At 47.3% G+C, this 18,310-nt stretch carries 11 protein-coding genes; 8 read left to right on the top strand and 3 right to left on the bottom strand.

The window, feature by feature from the left end:
- The first annotated feature begins 15 nt into the window (after positions 1–15).
- The 4 genes from H6626_04345 to H6626_04360 all read left to right on the top strand — a co-directional run bounded on the left by H6626_04345 (position 16) and on the right by H6626_04360 (position 5,427).
- Positions 16–456 (top strand): hypothetical protein, encoded by a 441-nt coding sequence (locus H6626_04345; GenBank protein ID USN48326.1) that lies wholly within the window; start codon positions 16–18, stop codon positions 454–456.
- Between the two features lie 1,917 nt (positions 457–2,373).
- Positions 2,374–3,345, top strand: a complete 972-nt coding sequence (locus tag H6626_04350) for an HNH endonuclease (protein ID USN48327.1) — start codon at positions 2,374–2,376, stop codon at positions 3,343–3,345.
- A 451-nt stretch (positions 3,346–3,796) separates the two neighbouring features.
- Complete coding sequence (locus H6626_04355) at positions 3,797–4,099, top strand: hypothetical protein (protein USN48328.1); 303 nt, start codon at positions 3,797–3,799, stop codon at positions 4,097–4,099.
- A 305-nt stretch (positions 4,100–4,404) separates the two neighbouring features.
- Entirely contained in the window at positions 4,405–5,427 is a 1,023-nt protein-coding gene (locus H6626_04360; protein ID USN48329.1) for a hypothetical protein, read from the top strand.
- Between the two features lie 7 nt (positions 5,428–5,434).
- Here the strand turns inward: H6626_04360 and H6626_04365 are convergent, their stop codons facing one another.
- Both H6626_04365 and mutS read right to left on the bottom strand, forming a co-directional pair.
- Positions 5,435–7,687: an HD domain-containing protein gene (locus H6626_04365; protein USN48330.1), complete on the bottom strand. Its 2,253-nt coding sequence runs from the start codon at positions 7,685–7,687 to the stop codon at positions 5,435–5,437.
- Positions 7,666–10,131 (bottom strand): DNA mismatch repair protein MutS, encoded by a 2,466-nt coding sequence (gene mutS, locus H6626_04370; GenBank protein USN48951.1) that lies wholly within the window; start codon positions 10,129–10,131, stop codon positions 7,666–7,668. Before mutS ends, H6626_04365 begins: the two co-directional genes overlap by 22 nt.
- A gap of 263 nt (positions 10,132–10,394) precedes the next feature.
- On the opposite strand from mutS, the gene H6626_04375 reads away from it, so the two are divergent.
- Complete coding sequence (locus tag H6626_04375) at positions 10,395–11,384, top strand: hypothetical protein (protein ID USN48331.1); 990 nt, start codon at positions 10,395–10,397, stop codon at positions 11,382–11,384.
- Between the two features lie 68 nt (positions 11,385–11,452).
- On the opposite strand, the gene H6626_04380 is transcribed toward H6626_04375, so the two are convergent.
- Entirely contained in the window at positions 11,453–11,704 is a 252-nt protein-coding gene (locus H6626_04380; protein USN48332.1) for a hypothetical protein, read from the bottom strand.
- A gap of 376 nt (positions 11,705–12,080) precedes the next feature.
- Between H6626_04380 and H6626_04385 the strand changes: the two genes are divergently transcribed.
- The 3 genes from H6626_04385 to H6626_04395 are packed head-to-tail and all read left to right on the top strand — an operon-like array spanning position 12,081 to position 18,234.
- Positions 12,081–14,858, top strand: a complete 2,778-nt coding sequence (locus H6626_04385) for a hypothetical protein (protein ID USN48333.1) — start codon at positions 12,081–12,083, stop codon at positions 14,856–14,858.
- Positions 14,855–16,543, top strand: a complete 1,689-nt coding sequence (locus H6626_04390) for a DUF285 domain-containing protein (protein USN48334.1) — start codon at positions 14,855–14,857, stop codon at positions 16,541–16,543. Before H6626_04385 ends, H6626_04390 begins: the two co-directional genes overlap by 4 nt.
- Positions 16,540–18,234, top strand: coding sequence for a putative Ig domain-containing protein (locus H6626_04395; GenBank protein ID USN48335.1), 1,695 nt, complete (start codon positions 16,540–16,542; stop codon positions 18,232–18,234). The genes H6626_04390 and H6626_04395 overlap by 4 nt, the downstream gene beginning before the upstream one ends.
- Positions 18,235–18,310: the final 76 nt, after the last annotated feature.

Raw genomic sequence — 18,310 nt, forward strand, 5'->3', positions numbered from 1 at the left:
ACCAGGAGTCCCCGGATGCGAAAATCCCTCAAATTGTTTATCGCAACCCCCTTAGCCTTTGCCTCATTTCAACTCGCCTCGGCTGAGACTTGCCTCACTCAAAGTACAGCTGAAATCGCTGACCAGGCTGCTAGCATCTCGTTCGCCACACCTGAACAAAAGCAACTTTTCATTGAAATTCTTGAAAACGGCCGACTTTCTAAAATGCTGGATTGCACCTCCGACGGCATCGCCTTGACTCAAGAACAAGTCGAATATGCCATCGAGCGATTTGAAATTTCTCGAAAATCGGCTGTCAGTGCAGCAGAATCCATCATACTGATAAAACAAGATGAATTGCGAACAGCCAAAGGGAAAGAGCGGCAGACCCTTATCGATGTGATTGAACTGCACTCCAGAGAAATCGATAGGGTTAACTCACACTACGACGCTCTCATTGCCCTGGTTTCAAAATAGTTTTTTTATATTTTTAATAACGGTCTGGCCGAACCCGCCGAAATTTGCCTGGACAAAGAATGGTGTGAACATTACTTTGTCTACACAGTAAGAGTGGGATAGACGAGCTTGTTAAGGGTTTATCCAGTTTATTAACTTGCCGACTTTGGGCTCGTTAGCTTACTAGCTTACTAGCTTACTAGCTTACTAGCTTACTGGCTTACTGGTTTGCTGGATTATCAGTTCCTTTGATCATTTGCTCAACGACTCAACGACTCAACGACTCAACGACTCATCGGCTCAACGACTCATCGGCTTATCGGTTTATGGGTGCCAACTTAAACACAAATACATTTCAAAATTTTCTAAACCACTCGATTCGACATTTAAGTCTATACAACAAATAGCACTTTCTGCCCGGGCAGAAAATGGTGCCAGCATTGCTTCGTCTACACAACAAATGTGCGATAGACGAGCTTGTTAAGGGTCTATCTAGTTTATTGACTTGCCGACTTTGGGCTCGTTAGCTTACTGGCTTACTGGCTTACTGGCTTACTGGGTTACTGGGTTACTGGCTTACTAGCTTACTAGCTTATTGGCTTATTGGCTTATTGGTTTGCTGGATTATCAGTTCCTTTGATCATTTGCTCAACGACTCAACGACTTATCGGTTTATGGGTGCCAACTTAAAAACAAATACATTTCAAAATTTTCTAAACCACTCGACTCGACATTTAAGCCTATACAACAAATAGCACTTTCTGCCCGGGCAGAAATTGGTGCCAGCATTTCTTCGTCTATATTTTTAATAACGGTCTGGCCGAACCCGCCAAAATTTGCCCGGACAAAGAATGGTGTGAACATTACTTTGTCTACACAGTAAGAGTGCGATAGACGAGCTTGTTAAGGGTTTATCCAGTTTATTAACTTGCCGACTTTGGGCTCGTTAGCTTACTAGCTTATTGGCTTATTGGTTTGCTGGATTATCAGTTCCTTTGATCATTTGCTCAACGACTCAACGACTCAACGACTCAACGACTCAACGACTCAACGGCTTATCGGCTTATCGGCTTATCGGCTTATCGGCTTATCGGCTTATCGGCTTATCGGCTTATGGGTGCCAACTTAAACACAAATACATTTCAAAATTTTCTAAACCACTCGATTCGACATTTAAGCCTATACAACAAATAGCACTTTCTGCCCGGGCAGAAAATGGTGCCAGCATTGCTTCGTCTACACAACAAATGTGCGATAGACGAGCTTGTTAAGGGTCTATCTAGTTTATTGACTTGCCGACTTTGGGCTTGTTAGCTTACTGGCTTATTAGCTTACTGGCTTATTACCTTACTAGCTTACTAGCTTACTAGCTTACTAGCTTACTGGCTTACTGGTTTATTGGTTTATTGGTTTATTGGCTTATTGGTTTGCTGGATTATCAGTTCCTTTGATCATTTGCTCAACGGCTTATCGGCATATCGGTTTATGGGTGCCAACTTAAAAACAAATACATTTCAATTTTTTTAAACCACCCGATTCGACATTTAAGCCTATACAACAAACTGCACTTTCTGCCCGGGCAGAAAATGGTCGGAACAATATTTTGTCTACACATTTAATAACACTCTGGTAGAGGCTGTCGAAATTTGTTAGCTTGCCGGCAATTTCACCTGTATTAGCCTGGCGTCAAGACGAAATCTTTTTTTAAAATTATTTGACACCATTTTCGACCACCCTAATCGCCCCGTCACAAAGTTTAATCAGACGTAGATTCAAAAAAAGATCACAACCATAAAAACACACCTCTAATAGGCGTCCTCGTCACTCTGACTGAGGTTCACCGTTGCGTTTGACCTCCTTCGAAAACATCATTGCAAATACAGGGTGTATAAAGGTGCTCTATAAAACAAACCGCTTACTTTTACAGAAGGAGTGATCATGGGTTTTAAAAATCTTAGCGAAGCTAAACGCTCTTTGAGCACCAAAGAATTTCGTTCCATTCAAAAGCAAGCGGAAGCCGCAGTTTCCCATTTGCAGCAGTCAGAAATTAATCTTATTCAAACTCTTCAATTGGTTGAAGACAATATGGTTCATAGATGGTGTGGATATAATTCGCTATTTGAATACGCCGTACAATGCCTTCGCCTGAGTCGAGCCCAATCTTATATGTATGTGGGATTGGCAAAAGCCACCCGGCAGTATAAAAAATTGGAATCCGCTCTTGTTAACCAACGGGTGACGCCAAGTAAGGCCGCTCGGATTCTCTCAGTGATTACAACCGATAATGAGCAAGAGTGGGTTTTAAAGGCTGCCAGTCTACCAAAAACCCAGCTTGAAAAAGAAGTGGCAAAAATCAACCCGAAAAAGGTGCCTGGTGAACGCAGTCACTATCTCACTTCTAACGTGATCGAAATGAAAACGCCGGTGAGTGAAGATGTTTATAAAAAACTGGTGCAGGTTCAGGATTTGCTATCCAGCTCAACGGGACTGGCCGTATCTTTGGAAACTGTATTTGAAAAAATGGCCGACCTATTCCTGCAAAAGAATGATCCCGTTGAAAAAGCAAAAAGACGTCAAGATAAAGGCAAGCTATCCATACAGACTTCCTATCCCGCCATCACCGCCATGGGGGATCGTCTGCCCATACCAAAAGAAATCGAGCATCAAGTGAACTTAAGAGATCAACGCCAATGCCAGCACCGTTACCCATCCGGTGAAAAATGCAAATCTAGGAGATGGTTGCATTTGCATCATCGGGTGCCGGTGTCGCTCGGTGGCGAGCACAGTGCGAATAATTTAATGACGCTTTGCCCGGCCCATCATGAACTAGCGCATTTGTTATTGGAGGAACAAGGCCAGTTACCAAAAACCAAGTACGAATATTCTGCCCGGGCAGAAAGTGTTTTTTGAGATTTTTGGGATTATCACTAGATAGGTGAGAAGAGTCGAATTGAATTTGCTGTTGAGAGAGTTGGTCGATATCCCCGTTTTCTGCCCGGGCAGAAAATTAAATTTAGGAATGAGGCATGACAGGATGATGAGCGGCATAGATTTTATGTCGCAGGATGGTTGACATAGCGTGACTGGTATCGGGTGGCGACAAGGACCGCTTGGATCCGGCTTTGCAATGTGACGGGCACAGCATGGATTCGGTGTCGCCTGGTGTCCAATACAGCGCAGATAATTTGATAACACTTTGTCCGACTACACCGTGAACTGGCGCTATTTGCGCTGTCTTTTGGACGAATGGATCAACAATAAACTAGGCCAGTTTATACAAATTTTCTTCCCGGGCAGAAAATTAAACTTAGGAAAGAGGCATAACAGGATGATGAGCGCGGCAAGAATCCAGTGGCGCAGAATGATTGACATAGCGTGGCCAGTATCGCGTGGCGACAAGCAAAGTTTGGATCCGGTATGGCAATGTGACGAACACAGCGTGGACTTGGTATCGCAATATGACAAACACAACCTGGATCTGGTATCGCAATATGACGAGCACAACCTGGATTCGGTATCGCAATATGACAAACACAACCTGGATTCAGTATCACAATATGACAAACACAACCTGGATTCGGTATCACAATATGACAAACACAACCTGGATTCGGTATCGCAATATGACAAACACAACCTGGATCTGGTATCGCAATGTGACTAACACTAAGCTCTAATTGAATCCGGTATCGCAGAGTCGTCAGCACAGCGTGGACAATTTAACAAGACTTTATCTTGCTCACTTAAAATCCTTCATAAGGTCGGCAATCTCCGCCATCGACATCTATTATCTCAGACTTAGGCTCCCAGAAAGAAAAAACCAGCCCTTCTGTCTAATTTTTCATAGACAGTGTCTAGACTTTCGTCAGCGAACTTCAGTCAGCCACCTGCCATTTTCTGCTGGCCGGCCCAACAGTTGCAGTGTCATAATCACAGACGAATAGGCATTTTTGAGACTGGAGGGGGAATATGTCTCAGTTTAATACACTTTCGAAGCGATATCGAAATTTGACTCTGCTGATATTAAGCGTGGGCGCCATCGCATTGGCGTTTCAAAACTGTGCTGAACCACTACAGGCCCCCACTGATGGAAAACTGGATCAGGGCAGCCAGTCTAATAATAACGGCAACAACTCCTCCTCGGGATCATCAAATTCTGGCCCTCCTGTGATTGTTCAAGATCTGGGAGATAAAACCGCCGACAAAGACCGCGAATTGGTTTTGGAAATCGTGGCCAAGCGGGCCACGGGCACCGGCTCACTTGATTACCGCTGGTATAAAAATGGAGAGCAAATCAATGGTGCAACCAGTGCCATTTATAAAATTGACGTTGTGAAAACGGATGATGCCGGTGAATACCGCGTGGATGTGATTGACCCCTCGTCAGGTGAGTGGGTGCCAAGCGCATCCTCATTTGTCACCGTTTACAACCGATTTAGCTGGGATCCGCCAACTGACACCTCTACGTTCACGTGCAGCGGCAATGAATGCCGCATCACCTGTGGAGACGGACAAACAGAGGGTGAACTACAAAAGGGCGGGAAGGGATTTTGTCGAAAGCCTCGCCTTGATCTAGACCTCGCTGGATCGAACGCTACGCACACATTTAACGACTTTACTGGAGACAATCCCAGATCAATCACTTATGAAGCGCAGATCTTTGTGACCATTAATATGCCCCGATTATTTATTCAGGGATCCCCTCAATCTTTTAAATACGAGTGTGACGGCTACGGATCTGGAACAAACTACACTTTATCCATGTTTGTGCACCGATGTCGATACACAAATGGCTCTGGGGTCGTGTCCAATCATGACGTGGTTGCCAACAATGTGGCACCCATGCCTCCGGCGGGCGGACCTATCACGAAAATTGGCCTCTCAAAGGGAACATGGGCGGGGGCCAATTATGGCGTTGCCACGGTGACATCCACCCGCAATTTCAATGAAATCGCTGAGACTATGACTGTGATAGAAGTTTACGAACCGTAAACTTCTATCACACAACCAGATACTTTTTCCGAATGAGATCCAATACCGGCGACGATCCACCTGTATTGGCCACGCAAAAAACATCATCTATTTGCTGCCCCCAGGTGTGCACTCTGGCCCACTTCACTTGTAGGCCCTGTTCGAAAAGCGCGTATGCGGCGGCATACAATGCGCCTGATTGGTTTTTCCCACGAAAGCTAATGATCATCTCATCGGCAGTTTCACTCACTAACGAAATCTTATCAAAAACAACTTGCGGATCCGGGCGTTCTTCAATTTGTATTGATCTCAGAATTTTCTTTAGCTGATTAACATTTTTATTGGTTTTCACCTTAAACCAATCGTAGGCGCCATAGATATCAAAAGTCTGCACAGAAGACTCTCGGACGGCACACCCAGCCCCATACAACATCTGCACAAAGCGCAGAAACAACCCTGGCTCGTCTTTTCTCCGGTGCAGACGCACCCATATGTCGCCAGTCGCCCCCTTCACCACAAGCGGCTCCAGATCCCCCTTGCCTCGACGCAAATACTTGTAGTCGGCCAACAGGTATGACAATGGCAGTTCTTCCACCACCACAGGATCCATTCCTTTTAAGAAATCAGGACTTAGTTTTATTTTTTCCACCTTAGCCATAGCCAGAAGCCGCATAAACTTAGTGGCTCGCGGTGATTCAACGGCTTTTACTAGATCTGATAGCAGTCGCTCTTTCCATTCGTTCCAGGCATCCGGATTGGTGGCTTGAATATCAATGGCCGTAAAAACAGCTAAGCGCCGCAAACGCTTTCCTTTTACCCCTTTTTGATCTAGATCTCGCCACACTGAAGGCGAGTGAGGATTTTGCCGAAAAGCCGCACTCGACAACACAAGGTGATTTTCCACCATCCACTGCACTTCTTCAGTAATCTTCTCAGAAAACTGCCACTGTCGAAAAATCTTCCGTACAAGTTGTGCGCCTTTTTTCGAATGATTGCCACCACGACCCTTGGCTAAATCGTGAAACAGAGCTGCCCAAAGCAAAACTTTCCAATCCCAGTCGGACAAGCCTTTACTCACATGTTTTAGCTCTCTAAATGAAGTGGGGCGACGATACACCCGCACCACACCCTTCACCGCCTGCAGAATATGGGCATCCACAGTGAATCGATGATACTGATCGTGCTGCACAAGACCCTGCACCAACTTAAATTCTGGCAGACACTTGGCGATCACTTGCGATCGAAAAAGAGCCAGAAGCTCTTTTTCACTACAATCCACATGGTAATAACGATGGAGACACTGCCCCACTCGATGCGGATCTTTTTCGATACTGAAGCTACTGTTTCTTACCTTTTCTTGCATGAGAACCGATGAGTTTTGATGGAGAGCTGAAAAAGCATCGGCCAAGGATTGGATCTTCACCTTATCTAGGTTGTCTCGGGTGGCTTTACCAGATTTGGCCCATTCCACAGCCCAGTCGGCATAAAAACTCACTTCACTTAAGTGATTTTGCAGCTCACGCATAAAGTCTTTTACATTTTCAAAACCAAAGGCCTCGGCCAATGGTTTTTGTAATGGCCCCGTGAGTAACTCTTCTCCCCCAAGAACATGCAGCTGTTGTCTGATGGCCAGCAGCAAACTTTTACTGGCCGACAGCTGATGAAGAAATACCATCTTGTCTTTAAATTTTTTAACATCAAGCTCCCACACATAGAGGGCCTGTTGTAGATCGCGCAAACCACCCGGTCCATATTTTATATTGGGCTCTAAATAATTTGAAACAGAGTCATAGCGTTTACCACGACTTTTTCTTTCTTCACTCATGGCCGAACGCAAAGATCGCTTAAATTCAGCCGCCCATGCATGAATTCGCACTTGCTGTTCTTGCAGGGCTTTTGCCGCACTCTCAGAAAAGGGCCTCCCATGTAGGAGGGCTAACACATCAAATGGCGCCACACCCCTTGTCCAATCATTAATATCCTCAGGTATGCGACAACGAAGATTCAACCCCTCACTCAAAGCAGCAGCCGTGAATGCGGCTGCTTTTTTTTCATCTCCCACCAGCAACAAATCAATATCGGATTTTGGACAAAGCTCATTGCGGGCCCAAGAACCTAGGGCAATAGGACCGGCCTCCTTCCAGTGAGGGAGTTGACTCAAGTTTGCCTCGAGTGCTTGGCCCAACCACAAAGAAAATGCGGCACTTTCTTGAGCACCCCGCGGTGCTCGCTCTTTTGATTCAGCGACCTGAGACTTAGTTAAGAAAGTTCTTTTTGCCATTTTGCTATTTGATTTAAAGCCTCTAGGGGTGTGAGTTGTGGCAACGAGATTTCGCGAATCTCGTCAAGAAGCGGACTTGCCTCCGCCTCGGGGTAAGTGGCCCCATCGCCGGCATCAAGTAACGACATCTGGTCGGTATTGCTTGGAACCACACCGAACGACTCAAGGCCTGTTAGAATTCGTGCAGCTCGTTGGGTGACTTTTTTGGGGAGTCCTGCCAGTTGCGCCACCTGAATCCCGTAAGATCGATTGGCGGGCCCCTCTTTGAGCGTATGCAAAAAGGAAATATCCTGCCCCGCATGGGCCGATGATTCATCAATAGCCATGTGAGCATTTTTTATTTGAGGATACTTTCGGTCCAGTTGGGTGATTTCATGGTAGTGGGTCGCAAAGAACGTCATACAACCACATTCAGAAACCAAAAACTCCAATATAGCTTGCGCTAAACTCATGCCGTCGTAAGTGCTTGTTCCGCGACCGATTTCGTCTAACACCACTAGTGAATTTTCACTGGCGTCGCGAAGAATCTCCGCCGTCTCCTGCATCTCCACCATAAAAGTAGACAGACCTTCGGCAAGAAAATCACTCGCCCCAATGCGCGTAAAAATCTGATCGTAAATGGGCAACACGGCCGATCGCGCCGGCACATATGATCCCATCTGAGCCAATAAAACCGTGACGGCCACTTGCCGCATGATCGTACTCTTACCGGCCATATTAGGGCCCGTGAGCAAAAGACACTCACCCGCACCGAGCTTGATGTCATTCGGCACAAAGGGTTTTGAAACTTCCTGCTCGACGACAGGGTGTCGACTTCCATCGAGCTGCAAGGCTTGGATTTTTGAAAAGCTGGGACGTGTGTAGTTGTATTCAAGAGCTAACCAAGCCAAAGAACTGATCACATCAAGCTCGCTCCAATGCCTGGCTAAGTCCATTAGATCCACAGTGGCAGCTAGAATTTTTTGTCGAAGATCAGAAAAAATATTTTGCTCCATCTCCACCCGCTTACTGCGGCTTGAGAGGATTTTATCTTCTAATTCTTGAAGTTCTTGAGTCAAATATCGTTCGGCATTGGCTAAAGTTTGCTTCCTTTTATAATGGTCAGGAACTTTATCCTTATGCGTGTTGGTCACTTCAAGAAAATAACCAAAGACGTTGTTGTATTTAATTTTTAAACTGGATATGCCAGTGGATTCCCGTTCGCGCGCTTCTAAATCGATCAAAAGCTTTTGACTGTTTTCTGATAGCTCTATGAGTTCTTGCAGGTCTTTTCTAAAGTCCGCTCGAACAAAACCACCGTTTTTTGTTTGCACTGGCGGTTCATCAACAAGTGTTCGCTCAACATCATTCACTATACCTAAGGCGGTGTCAGCCTGGTGTCTTTCAAGCCCGGGACAGTAGCCACTCACCCTCAAGCCGGCCCTTAATGCTTGCGCCAACGCCAACACATCGTGAACATGGCAACTGGGATTTGCGATCTTTCCGATTCGCCTTTCTATATCGCCCATGCCTGAGAGAACCTGCCGAACTTCTTTAAGTTTTGGAAGACCCTCTACCCATTGTTGCACCCGATCCTGACGCTCCACAATTAGCTCCACATCGGTGAGCGGAAAGTTCAACCAACTCTTTAATAACCTGGCCCCAGCCGAAGTTTTTGTGCGGTTAATGGCATAAAACAAACTCCCCTTGTCTTCGCCCTTATAGGTTTTAAAAACTTCTAAGTGTCGCAAAACCGTGGGCCGCATCTCCATTCGCTTTTGCAGCTGCCGCTCATCGAAGGTCGAGAGAGTTTTTAACACTTCGGGGCCTTGCATGTACTGGGCATAGGCCACCAAGCGCTTGGCACTTTCTGGCAGCCGCTGAAACCTTTCAGGCACCTGTTCGAAATCATGCACTGTTATGGTCTTGGCTGCCGCCCCTATTTCTTTCAATAGTGTGGATTTCTGCTGGGACGATAGCACCACTTCGGCGGGGCTTAGTACGGCCTGGAGTTTTGTCACATCATCTTTTCGCCGAAGACGAAAATAGAACGCCTCCCCCGTGGAGGCTTCCAGAAAACTCATGGTTTTTTCATCGTAACTACAAAGGTAGTTGGCCGAGAGTTGATCAAGCGTATCTGGATCATACACCATGCCGGGACTCAAGATACGAGTCACGGCCCGTTTCACTATACCCACGGCCAGCTTTGGATCTTCAATCTGATCGCAAATGGCAACCTTGTGACCGGCGGCCAACAACTTCCCAATGGGGCCTGCCACGCTGTGATGGGGCATTCCACACATGGGCGTTTCATCCCCGGATTTTTTGTTTCGAGATGTGAGTGCAATGTTTAATAGGGGTGCAGCCGTTACGGCATCATCATAAAAAATTTCAAAAAAATCCCCCATACGAAACAGCAATATTTTATCTTGGTGCTGAGATTTAATCTCCCAATACTGCTCCATCAAGGGAGTGAGCTTTTTACCCATTGCAACCCCTCACGTTTTAGCGGCGCCCACCCTTTGGTAATGCGGCGCAAAGACAGTACAATGGCGGATCCAATATTGTCTAGCTCGGACGCGGGAGGCTACCCCGCAGATTTAGAACGAGAGGGGGCACTCGCCGGTGACAATTTCTGGGGCTCATGCTGAATATCTAACAGCCAAACCCATTCCAACGGGCGCTGACCCTGGCATGGGTTGTGCTTATTTGGCCCCCTATGAGGCCAATGATTTTAATAGCCATTTTGGTATCTATGTGGGGTCAGATTGCCTTTTCAGCAACTCCGCTCCCTTTTGGAGATGACCACATTCGCCTTTCGCAAGTGGCTACCGACTTCGTCTATCAAAAGCCGGCAGTGCCCCGACGCAATTTATGTAGGACCCTTCTGGCCCATTCGGCTTCTGTTCCTGGCTCGAATGGGACAATGATCTATTCGGCGCCAGACCTTTCTGCTTTCTTTTCCAATCACCGCGATTTTATCGAACCTCAAGATTTAAACACCCTTCGCAGTTATTTCGATCGAAATGATTTCACAAACATCAAAGTAGATGCCGGAGTCCATCACTTAAAATTTGCCATAGTGCCGTTTAAAAATCGACTTATACAGATGGTGACCACGAGCGTGGAGTCGGAATTTCGCGGTGACAACAAAGACTCCTCTCAAAGAATTATGAAAGTGCTGGATCTTCGCGTGGTCTCCATGGACGATCCAAAGCAAGCAAAAAAAATTCGCTACTTCTTTGACCTCATGTATGAAAATCTAAAAGTTCGATTCACAGAGACCCACGCCACCCGCCCTCACTTTTCAAGCTCTTCGACGACGGGTCTTCCGTTTGAACGGGGCCGCGACAGTCACTATCACCAACTTTTTATTGTGGAACCATCTTCGGCCTTTTCCCAAGAGTATTTGTCTATTAACGGTAGTGCCCTGTTGCGCATTCGCCACACGCTGGGCATTTCCAACTCCGACCTGCGCGCCGCATTTTCAGACTACCAAGCCAAAAACCCAGATGGCGCCGCCTTTACGGTGCAAAGCGAATCCAACAGCGGACGAATCACCTATTGGTTTTTAAAAGAAATCAACGGCGAAGTTTATAAAATTTTGCTCGGTGAAAAACCGAGAGTCCGATCCTCCGTGAACCAGCACTGGAAAATCATCGACATCATGCCCGCAAGCCTAAAAGCCCTGCTGCAATTCGAAGCCACCCGACCGTAAAAAAAGTCATCTCAACCTTCAGAACTAGACAGCAAAGTTCCTTCACAGATTCAAACTACGCACATTTTTTATATATTTCGAAACCACGACAGAAAATCTCTCCAATGCAAACAAGTCACAGAGCCTGACTTAAGTGCCTGCTTGTCATTTGAGACATAGAAAATTGATTTTAGGTTTTTTACGATCTCAATTAAATCTGTTGGGTTTCTAGACAAGCGTTCCTCAAGATCGGGATCAAGAGGGTCAAGAATCACTCCGTTGTTGCCTAAAAACTGATCCCTGACAAAGGTGGACTTACCCGCCCCTCTCGCTCCGAACAAAAAAAGCTTCGTGATTTTGATGGGTTAGCTAGTCTCTTGACCATACTCCCAAATTCTATGGGATTTTGGGAGTATGGATTGGGTCGCCTCATTTCGAGACAACCACGAATTATTGGGGCCACACCATCACGATCGTAATTCGCATCGTATTCGTTTTAGCTGTTTTTCGGAACGCCAAAATCCCGAAAGTAAGCCCTTAAAATAACTCGCAACTCTCATTTTGAGGCAATTTGTAACCACAGTTTGTTAACGCACTTCGAGGCGCCCCAAATAAATTTAAAAGTGCGATTTTTTTGCCTTTGGATACTTCAGAAACTGGACCTTTCCGCCGATAGGAATTCATCTTTATTATGAATGGCGTTTTTCCGGGAGATGCATGAGAAAGCTACACCTTTTATTTATTTTTCTAACAAGTGTAATGGTGACATGGACCACGGGTTGTCAGCTTGCGGATAATCGCATCAACGGGCAGTTCAAAGACAACTCAACGACGCCACCGCTTCCACCATCTCCGCCCGCAATCACACCCGACAACTACGCGGGTTCAGACCCCACATTTTTTGGTCATGGTACAGAATCTGACCCGTACGTTCTAGTAACGGCCGCGCAACTAGATGCCTTGGGTGCAGACAACTCCCTTTGGGACAAATTCTTTGTATTAGGGCGCGATATTGACTTGGGCGATTTAGGAGCCAGTACATTTCATCGCATCGGCAATGACACCACTGCTTTTACTGGCCAACTCAATGGCCAAGACTTTTCCATTAAAAACTATGTACTGACAATTGACGGGACTGACAACGTCGGCCTTTTCGGCAAAACCTCAGGCGCCACTTTACAAAACATTCATATCGAAGACTTCACCATCGATGCTGGAGGTGGCAATGTAGTCGGTGCCCTTGTTGGGTTGGCCGACACAGGCTCCAGTCTTATCCGCATTCAACTCAGCGGAGTACATATCACCGGTAGTGGCGACGACTACGGAGGAATGGTCGGCATCATTGATGGAAATGTGTTTAATTCACAAATCGATAGTACAAGCTCAGTGACAAGTACGGGTGATCGAATCGGGGGCCTTGTCGGTTACGGGAAGCCCACGTGTGGCAAGTTTTTCTATGTTTCTGAGGGAGTGTCGTATGCCACGGTGTCTGGAGGTGATGGTGTTGGAGGATTGATCGGGCGGGCCGGATACTATTGCGCTAGCAGCGGTTACGATTACCATGTCACGCTCTCTGCGGCCCATGGCCCCGTAACTGCCACATCAACGGCTGGAGGACTTGTCGGCAATAGCAATGATGCTTTAATAGCAAATAGTCATGCTACGGGCGACGTGACATCTTCGGGTGCCAATGTGGGTGGATTGCTTGGATATGGACAACGGCCGTGGGTGGGTACAACAGTATATGCTTCGTGGGCCACGGGCAATGTGAGTGGAACTGTACAAGTAGGCGGCCTTGTGGGCTATGCCGATGGTTATATTCGCTATTCTTACTCCACAGGGGATGTGGAAGGCGATGAGTATGTGGGTGGCGTGATTGGGCATTCCTCTCTAGATGGACTCATTTATGTGTACGCGCTGGGCACAGTCACAAACCACGTGAATCGGGCCGGTGGTATCGCCGGATACGTCGCAAACGCTACTATTCGGGACAGTTTTTTCGCCGGGCAAACCAATTTTACCGGAGCCGAACAAGGCGGCATCGCCGGCGGGCACTTTAGCTCAGGAGTCATTGAACGCACATTTTGGGATAAAGAATTAAGTGGCATCACCAATATGTGCGGCTTTGCCACAGCCTCTTGTATTAATACTTTTGGTAAAACCACATCTGAAATGAAAACATCTACAACTTTTAGCGGCCCCTACCCCAATGAATGGGCCTTTGCCTCAGTGGTTGGCGACAATCAAGCGTTCTGGCGCATTGATGCGAGTGAGTATCCACGGTTTGCCTGGGTTGATTTCAATCCGTTTGCTGGAGGATCCGGCACCACCAATGACCCGTACTTAATTGCAACAGCTGATCAGTTTAACAGTGTTGGAACAAATATTTTATTTAATGGCATGAATTTTAGAATCACTGCGGACATTGATTTCACATTGCTTTCTGAGCCCTATCTGCCATGGGAAGGATTCAATGGTTCCGTGGATGGACAAAACCATATTTTGAGCCACCTCACTCATGTTACCATAGGCAACAACGCCCTCATTGGCTCATCCAGTACCTACGTCAGAAACAAACCCATGTTTGTAAAAGATTTGAACGTTGAAAACTTCAACCTCTCAGGTGCAACCGGTGGTTCTCACGCCGGTGCTGTCTTTGGTCAAAATGGTGGCGGCCCCGTTCGGTTATTCAACGTGCACCTTCGCAACTCCTCTATTGCGGGCGGAAACTACGTGGGAGGCCTATGTGGATCCTGCATCACCGTTATGGACAGCTCGGTAGAAAACACTTCTATCTCTGGCTCAAATATTGTAGGTGGAGCCGCTGGGCACTCCGCAGAAATTCATCGAGTTACAGTGGATTCAACCAGTACCGTCACGGGGAGCTTCGCGGCCGTCGGCGGAATCCTTGGCCAGAATGGGTTTCTCAATCAAAACTATAATTTTCTCGAAAAAGCTGGCGTCCATCAATCTCGTGCTGAAGCCGATGTCTCAGGAGACAGCCAGGTGGGTGGCCTTGTTGGTAGCCTTGCCTCATTTGCCACAATAATCGCATCCGCATCGAGTGCTACAGGCAGCGTGACGGCGACCACGTCGACGGCTGGAGGCCTTGTGGGTGTCGCCAGAGGTCCCATCGAAAACTGTTTTGCCACAGGAAATGTCAGCAGCCCCAATAAAGCCGGTGGACTCATCGGTGACCTCAATGCGGCACTGACGCTGACGAACACATATTCCTTGGGCGTGGTCACGGGCGCGGGATCCAAAGGTGGATTGATCGGAGCAGAAAGTGGCCAAACCGCCACTTATTCAAGCAACTATTGGAACAACGAAGATAACCCTTCACTGAACGACCGCAGCGAAGGCGATCTAGGTAATACGGCGCAAATCGCGAAAAAGGCCAAGGCTGAACTTAAACAGCAATCCACATTTGTGAACTGGAACTTTATAGACATTTGGTCGATTAATGAAACTGTCAGTTATCCGGAGTTGCGATGAGAATACGAAGTAGCCTCGTGGCGAAAACTCTTTTGCTGATTTTTCTCACAGGTATGACAAACTGCCAGCTTGCGGATAATTCAATAAAAGGCAGCATTCAACAGACTTCCCATCTGCCCCATGTTGTCAATCACGCGCCGGTTTTAGATCCCATCGGTGATGTTCTTGGTCAAGTGGTGGGCACTGCCATCCCTGTCATTGATGCTGCAAGTTCGGGTTATGACGTGGACTCCGACGGCGACGCGCTCACCTACTCGTGTTTTTATGACATGGTCGTTGATGGTGTTGTCTCAAATACGAATTCCTGCTCAGATATTATTGGGTTTTCCTTTGACACCGCAACCGGAGTAATTGACTGGGTTCCTGGATTTTCCATGGTGGGCGACATTGAGCTTAAGATCATTGCCTCTGATGGTGAACTTGATGATTCAGAAGTTTTTAAAGTGGAAGTGGCCAACACGGTGCAGGCATTTACTAGCACCTGGCAGATCGCCACAAATGGTGAAACATTAACTATCCCACTGGTTGATGGTTTTAACTACGATTTCGAAATTGATTGGGGTGATTTGAGTCAGGACCATATCACTGCGTGGGATGATCCGGCTATGTCGCACGTCTACGCTACTTCAGGTGTGTATACCGTAACCATCAAAGGCATAGTGGAGGCGTGGCGACTTCTAGGTGCCGCCCACAGAACTAAACTGTTGACCGTGCCTGAGCTGGGGGCCGTGGGGTGGCGAAACCTAAGCCATGCATTTGCAGACTGTACTAATTTGACCTCCTTCAACGGGGGCGAAACGTCAATGGTGACCAGTATGTCGGGTATGTTTTTCAATTCTGCCTCTGTGACACCCGACACATCTACCTGGGACACCAGTCAAGTGACGGACATGTCAGGTATGTTCGAATATGCAACGGCGGCAAACCCCGACACATCGGGTTGGGATACGAGCCAAGTGACAAGCATGGTAACAATGTTTAGGTTCGCGTCCAACGCGACCCCAGACACTACGAATTGGGACACTTCAAATGTGGAGTCCATGTCCTATATGTTTTCTTATGCCTTTCTGTCCACACCCAACACGGCAAACTGGAACACATCCAAAGTTACATTGATGAACTACATGTTTGACAACACCACGAACGCCAACCCTGTGACTACCAACTGGGACACTTCGCAGGTGACGAATATGCGCGGAATGTTTCAATACGCTGCATCCGCAAATCCTGACACCAGCAGCTGGAATACTTCAAACGTAAACGATATGTCCCGAATGTTTTATGGAGCCACCGTCGCCATCCCTGATACAAGCCAATGGGATACTTCTGGTGTCAGCAACATGGATAGTATGTTCTATTTCGCATCAGCGGCCAATCCTGATACCAGTAACTGGAATACTGCAAATGTAACGACGATGTTTAGAATGTTCCGTTTATCACCGAACGTAGATCCAATTTTCACTTCGTGGGATTTCACCAAAGTTGTAGACTACACTCAATTTCTGAATGCAACCACAATTTCCACCACCAACTACTCAAACCTTCTCATTCGCATTGAAGCCACAAGCCCCTACAACAGCATTATTCTCGACGGCGGCGGGGCCAAATACAACACGTCTGCTGCCACCGCGCGGGCCAATCTCATTGGCCGCGGCTGGACCATCACGGATGGAGGCGCTGAATGACCGGGTGGCCAAAATTCATTACCAAATTATTGTCATTCAAAAACCAAATCTTCCCCCGGTTGTTAAGCCTTCTCTGGATCGCTCTCACAGTACCTTTTATCTTTGGTTGCCAACTTGCCGATAATCGAATCGCCGGAAAAATCAACCCCTCTCAAACTCCACCGGGATTCTCCCCGGTCCCGGCCGTACAATCCATTGCCGATCAGATTTTTTATCGCGGTGATGCTGTCAATCTCACACCCACAGTATTAGGAGAGGTCCATTCATATGCGCTCACACCGGATAACTTACCAACAGGACTTAGCTTTGACACCCGCACTGGAGTTATTTCAGGCACTCCCACTGCGGCGACCACTGCCCTCACCTATTCACTAGAGGCCATGGGTCCGGGAGGTTTTGCCAGCACCCCATTTGCACTGGAAGTCGGCTATCGACTAGTTGTGGACTCAACCGGTGATACGCTACCCAATGCCAACGATGTCGCCTTAGGTGATGAGGCTTGCTTGGACGCTGACAACCAATGTTCCCTGCGGGCCGCCCTGCAGGAGGCCGTAGCGCTCAGTCCATACACCGTGGAAGTTTCAGTTCCCGCAAACACTTACACTCTCACGAGCTCCATTCAATTGAACTCTATCTCAAATAAAATTTTTGTCCGGGGTGTTAATTCATCCTCCACTGTCATCGATGGGGCCAACTCGACAAAATTGTTTTACTTGTCTGCTGTGAATACAAACGCACAAGTATCATATTTCGATATGGCTTTTAAAAACGGTAATGGGTTGGGTAACGGCGGCGCGTTCTACCTGTCGGACGGTTCCTACGAATTCACGCGGTGCCTGTTCGAAAGTAACCTTGTCACCTCGGGCCGTGGGGGAGCCATCTGGGCCGATCCGACAAATCCTGTTGTTATCACGACAGAGCAAAGTCAATTTATCAGCAACTCGGCTAGCAGCATCTCCAACTCAAATGGCGGCGCCATTCATGTGGGTCGCGATGATCACGTTTTGACTGTTATCGACAGCTACTTCTCTGGAAATACCGTGGGTGAATTTTGGGCTGGTGGCTCCATCGGAGGATACGACCAGCCCGGGTCAGAGATACATATTGAAGGCTCCACATTTATTGATAACGGCAAAATCGGCGGCGGAGGAATAGCCTTGCTCGGTTACTGCACGAAAGACCTTACCAAGAATTGCTCTATTAAAAACTCAACTTTTGTAGCTTCCGCTCAAGACAATCATTTAGTTCTACTTAGCTATGTAGCGCCTTTTGGCTCTCCACAAAACACCTGGCGTTTAGAAAACAACACATTTTTGTCTTCGGGCACTCTCTCAATGTTATACAGCGAAGGTGCGGCTAAAATAGATCTTCTAGCCAACGTGTTTCATAATCCACTGAGTTCGAATGCATGCGAAACAACGGTGGGCCTGACAAGCCTTGGGTACAATATCGATCATGCGAACACCTGTGGTTTAAATCATTCCACAGATCTAGCCTCAACAGATCCACTGCTTGACCCAGCAGGCCTGGTCGACAACGGCGGTTATACACCCACAGTTTTGCTGCAATTCGGGAGCCCAGCCAAAGACATCATCCCTTCTGACCAATGTGGCACACTCACCGACCAACGGGGCCTCCCGCGGCCCATCGGATCCGGCTGTGACGCTGGGGCCGTCGAGATGCAACAATAGCCTGATAACCCTTGGGACTCCCACATTTGAAATTCATCCGAATAGAATTGGAGCATTCAAACCCATTTCGTCGCGA

The organism is Pseudobdellovibrionaceae bacterium (assembly GCA_023898385.1).
Taxonomy (GTDB): Bacteria; Bdellovibrionota; Bdellovibrionia; order Bdellovibrionales; family UBA1609.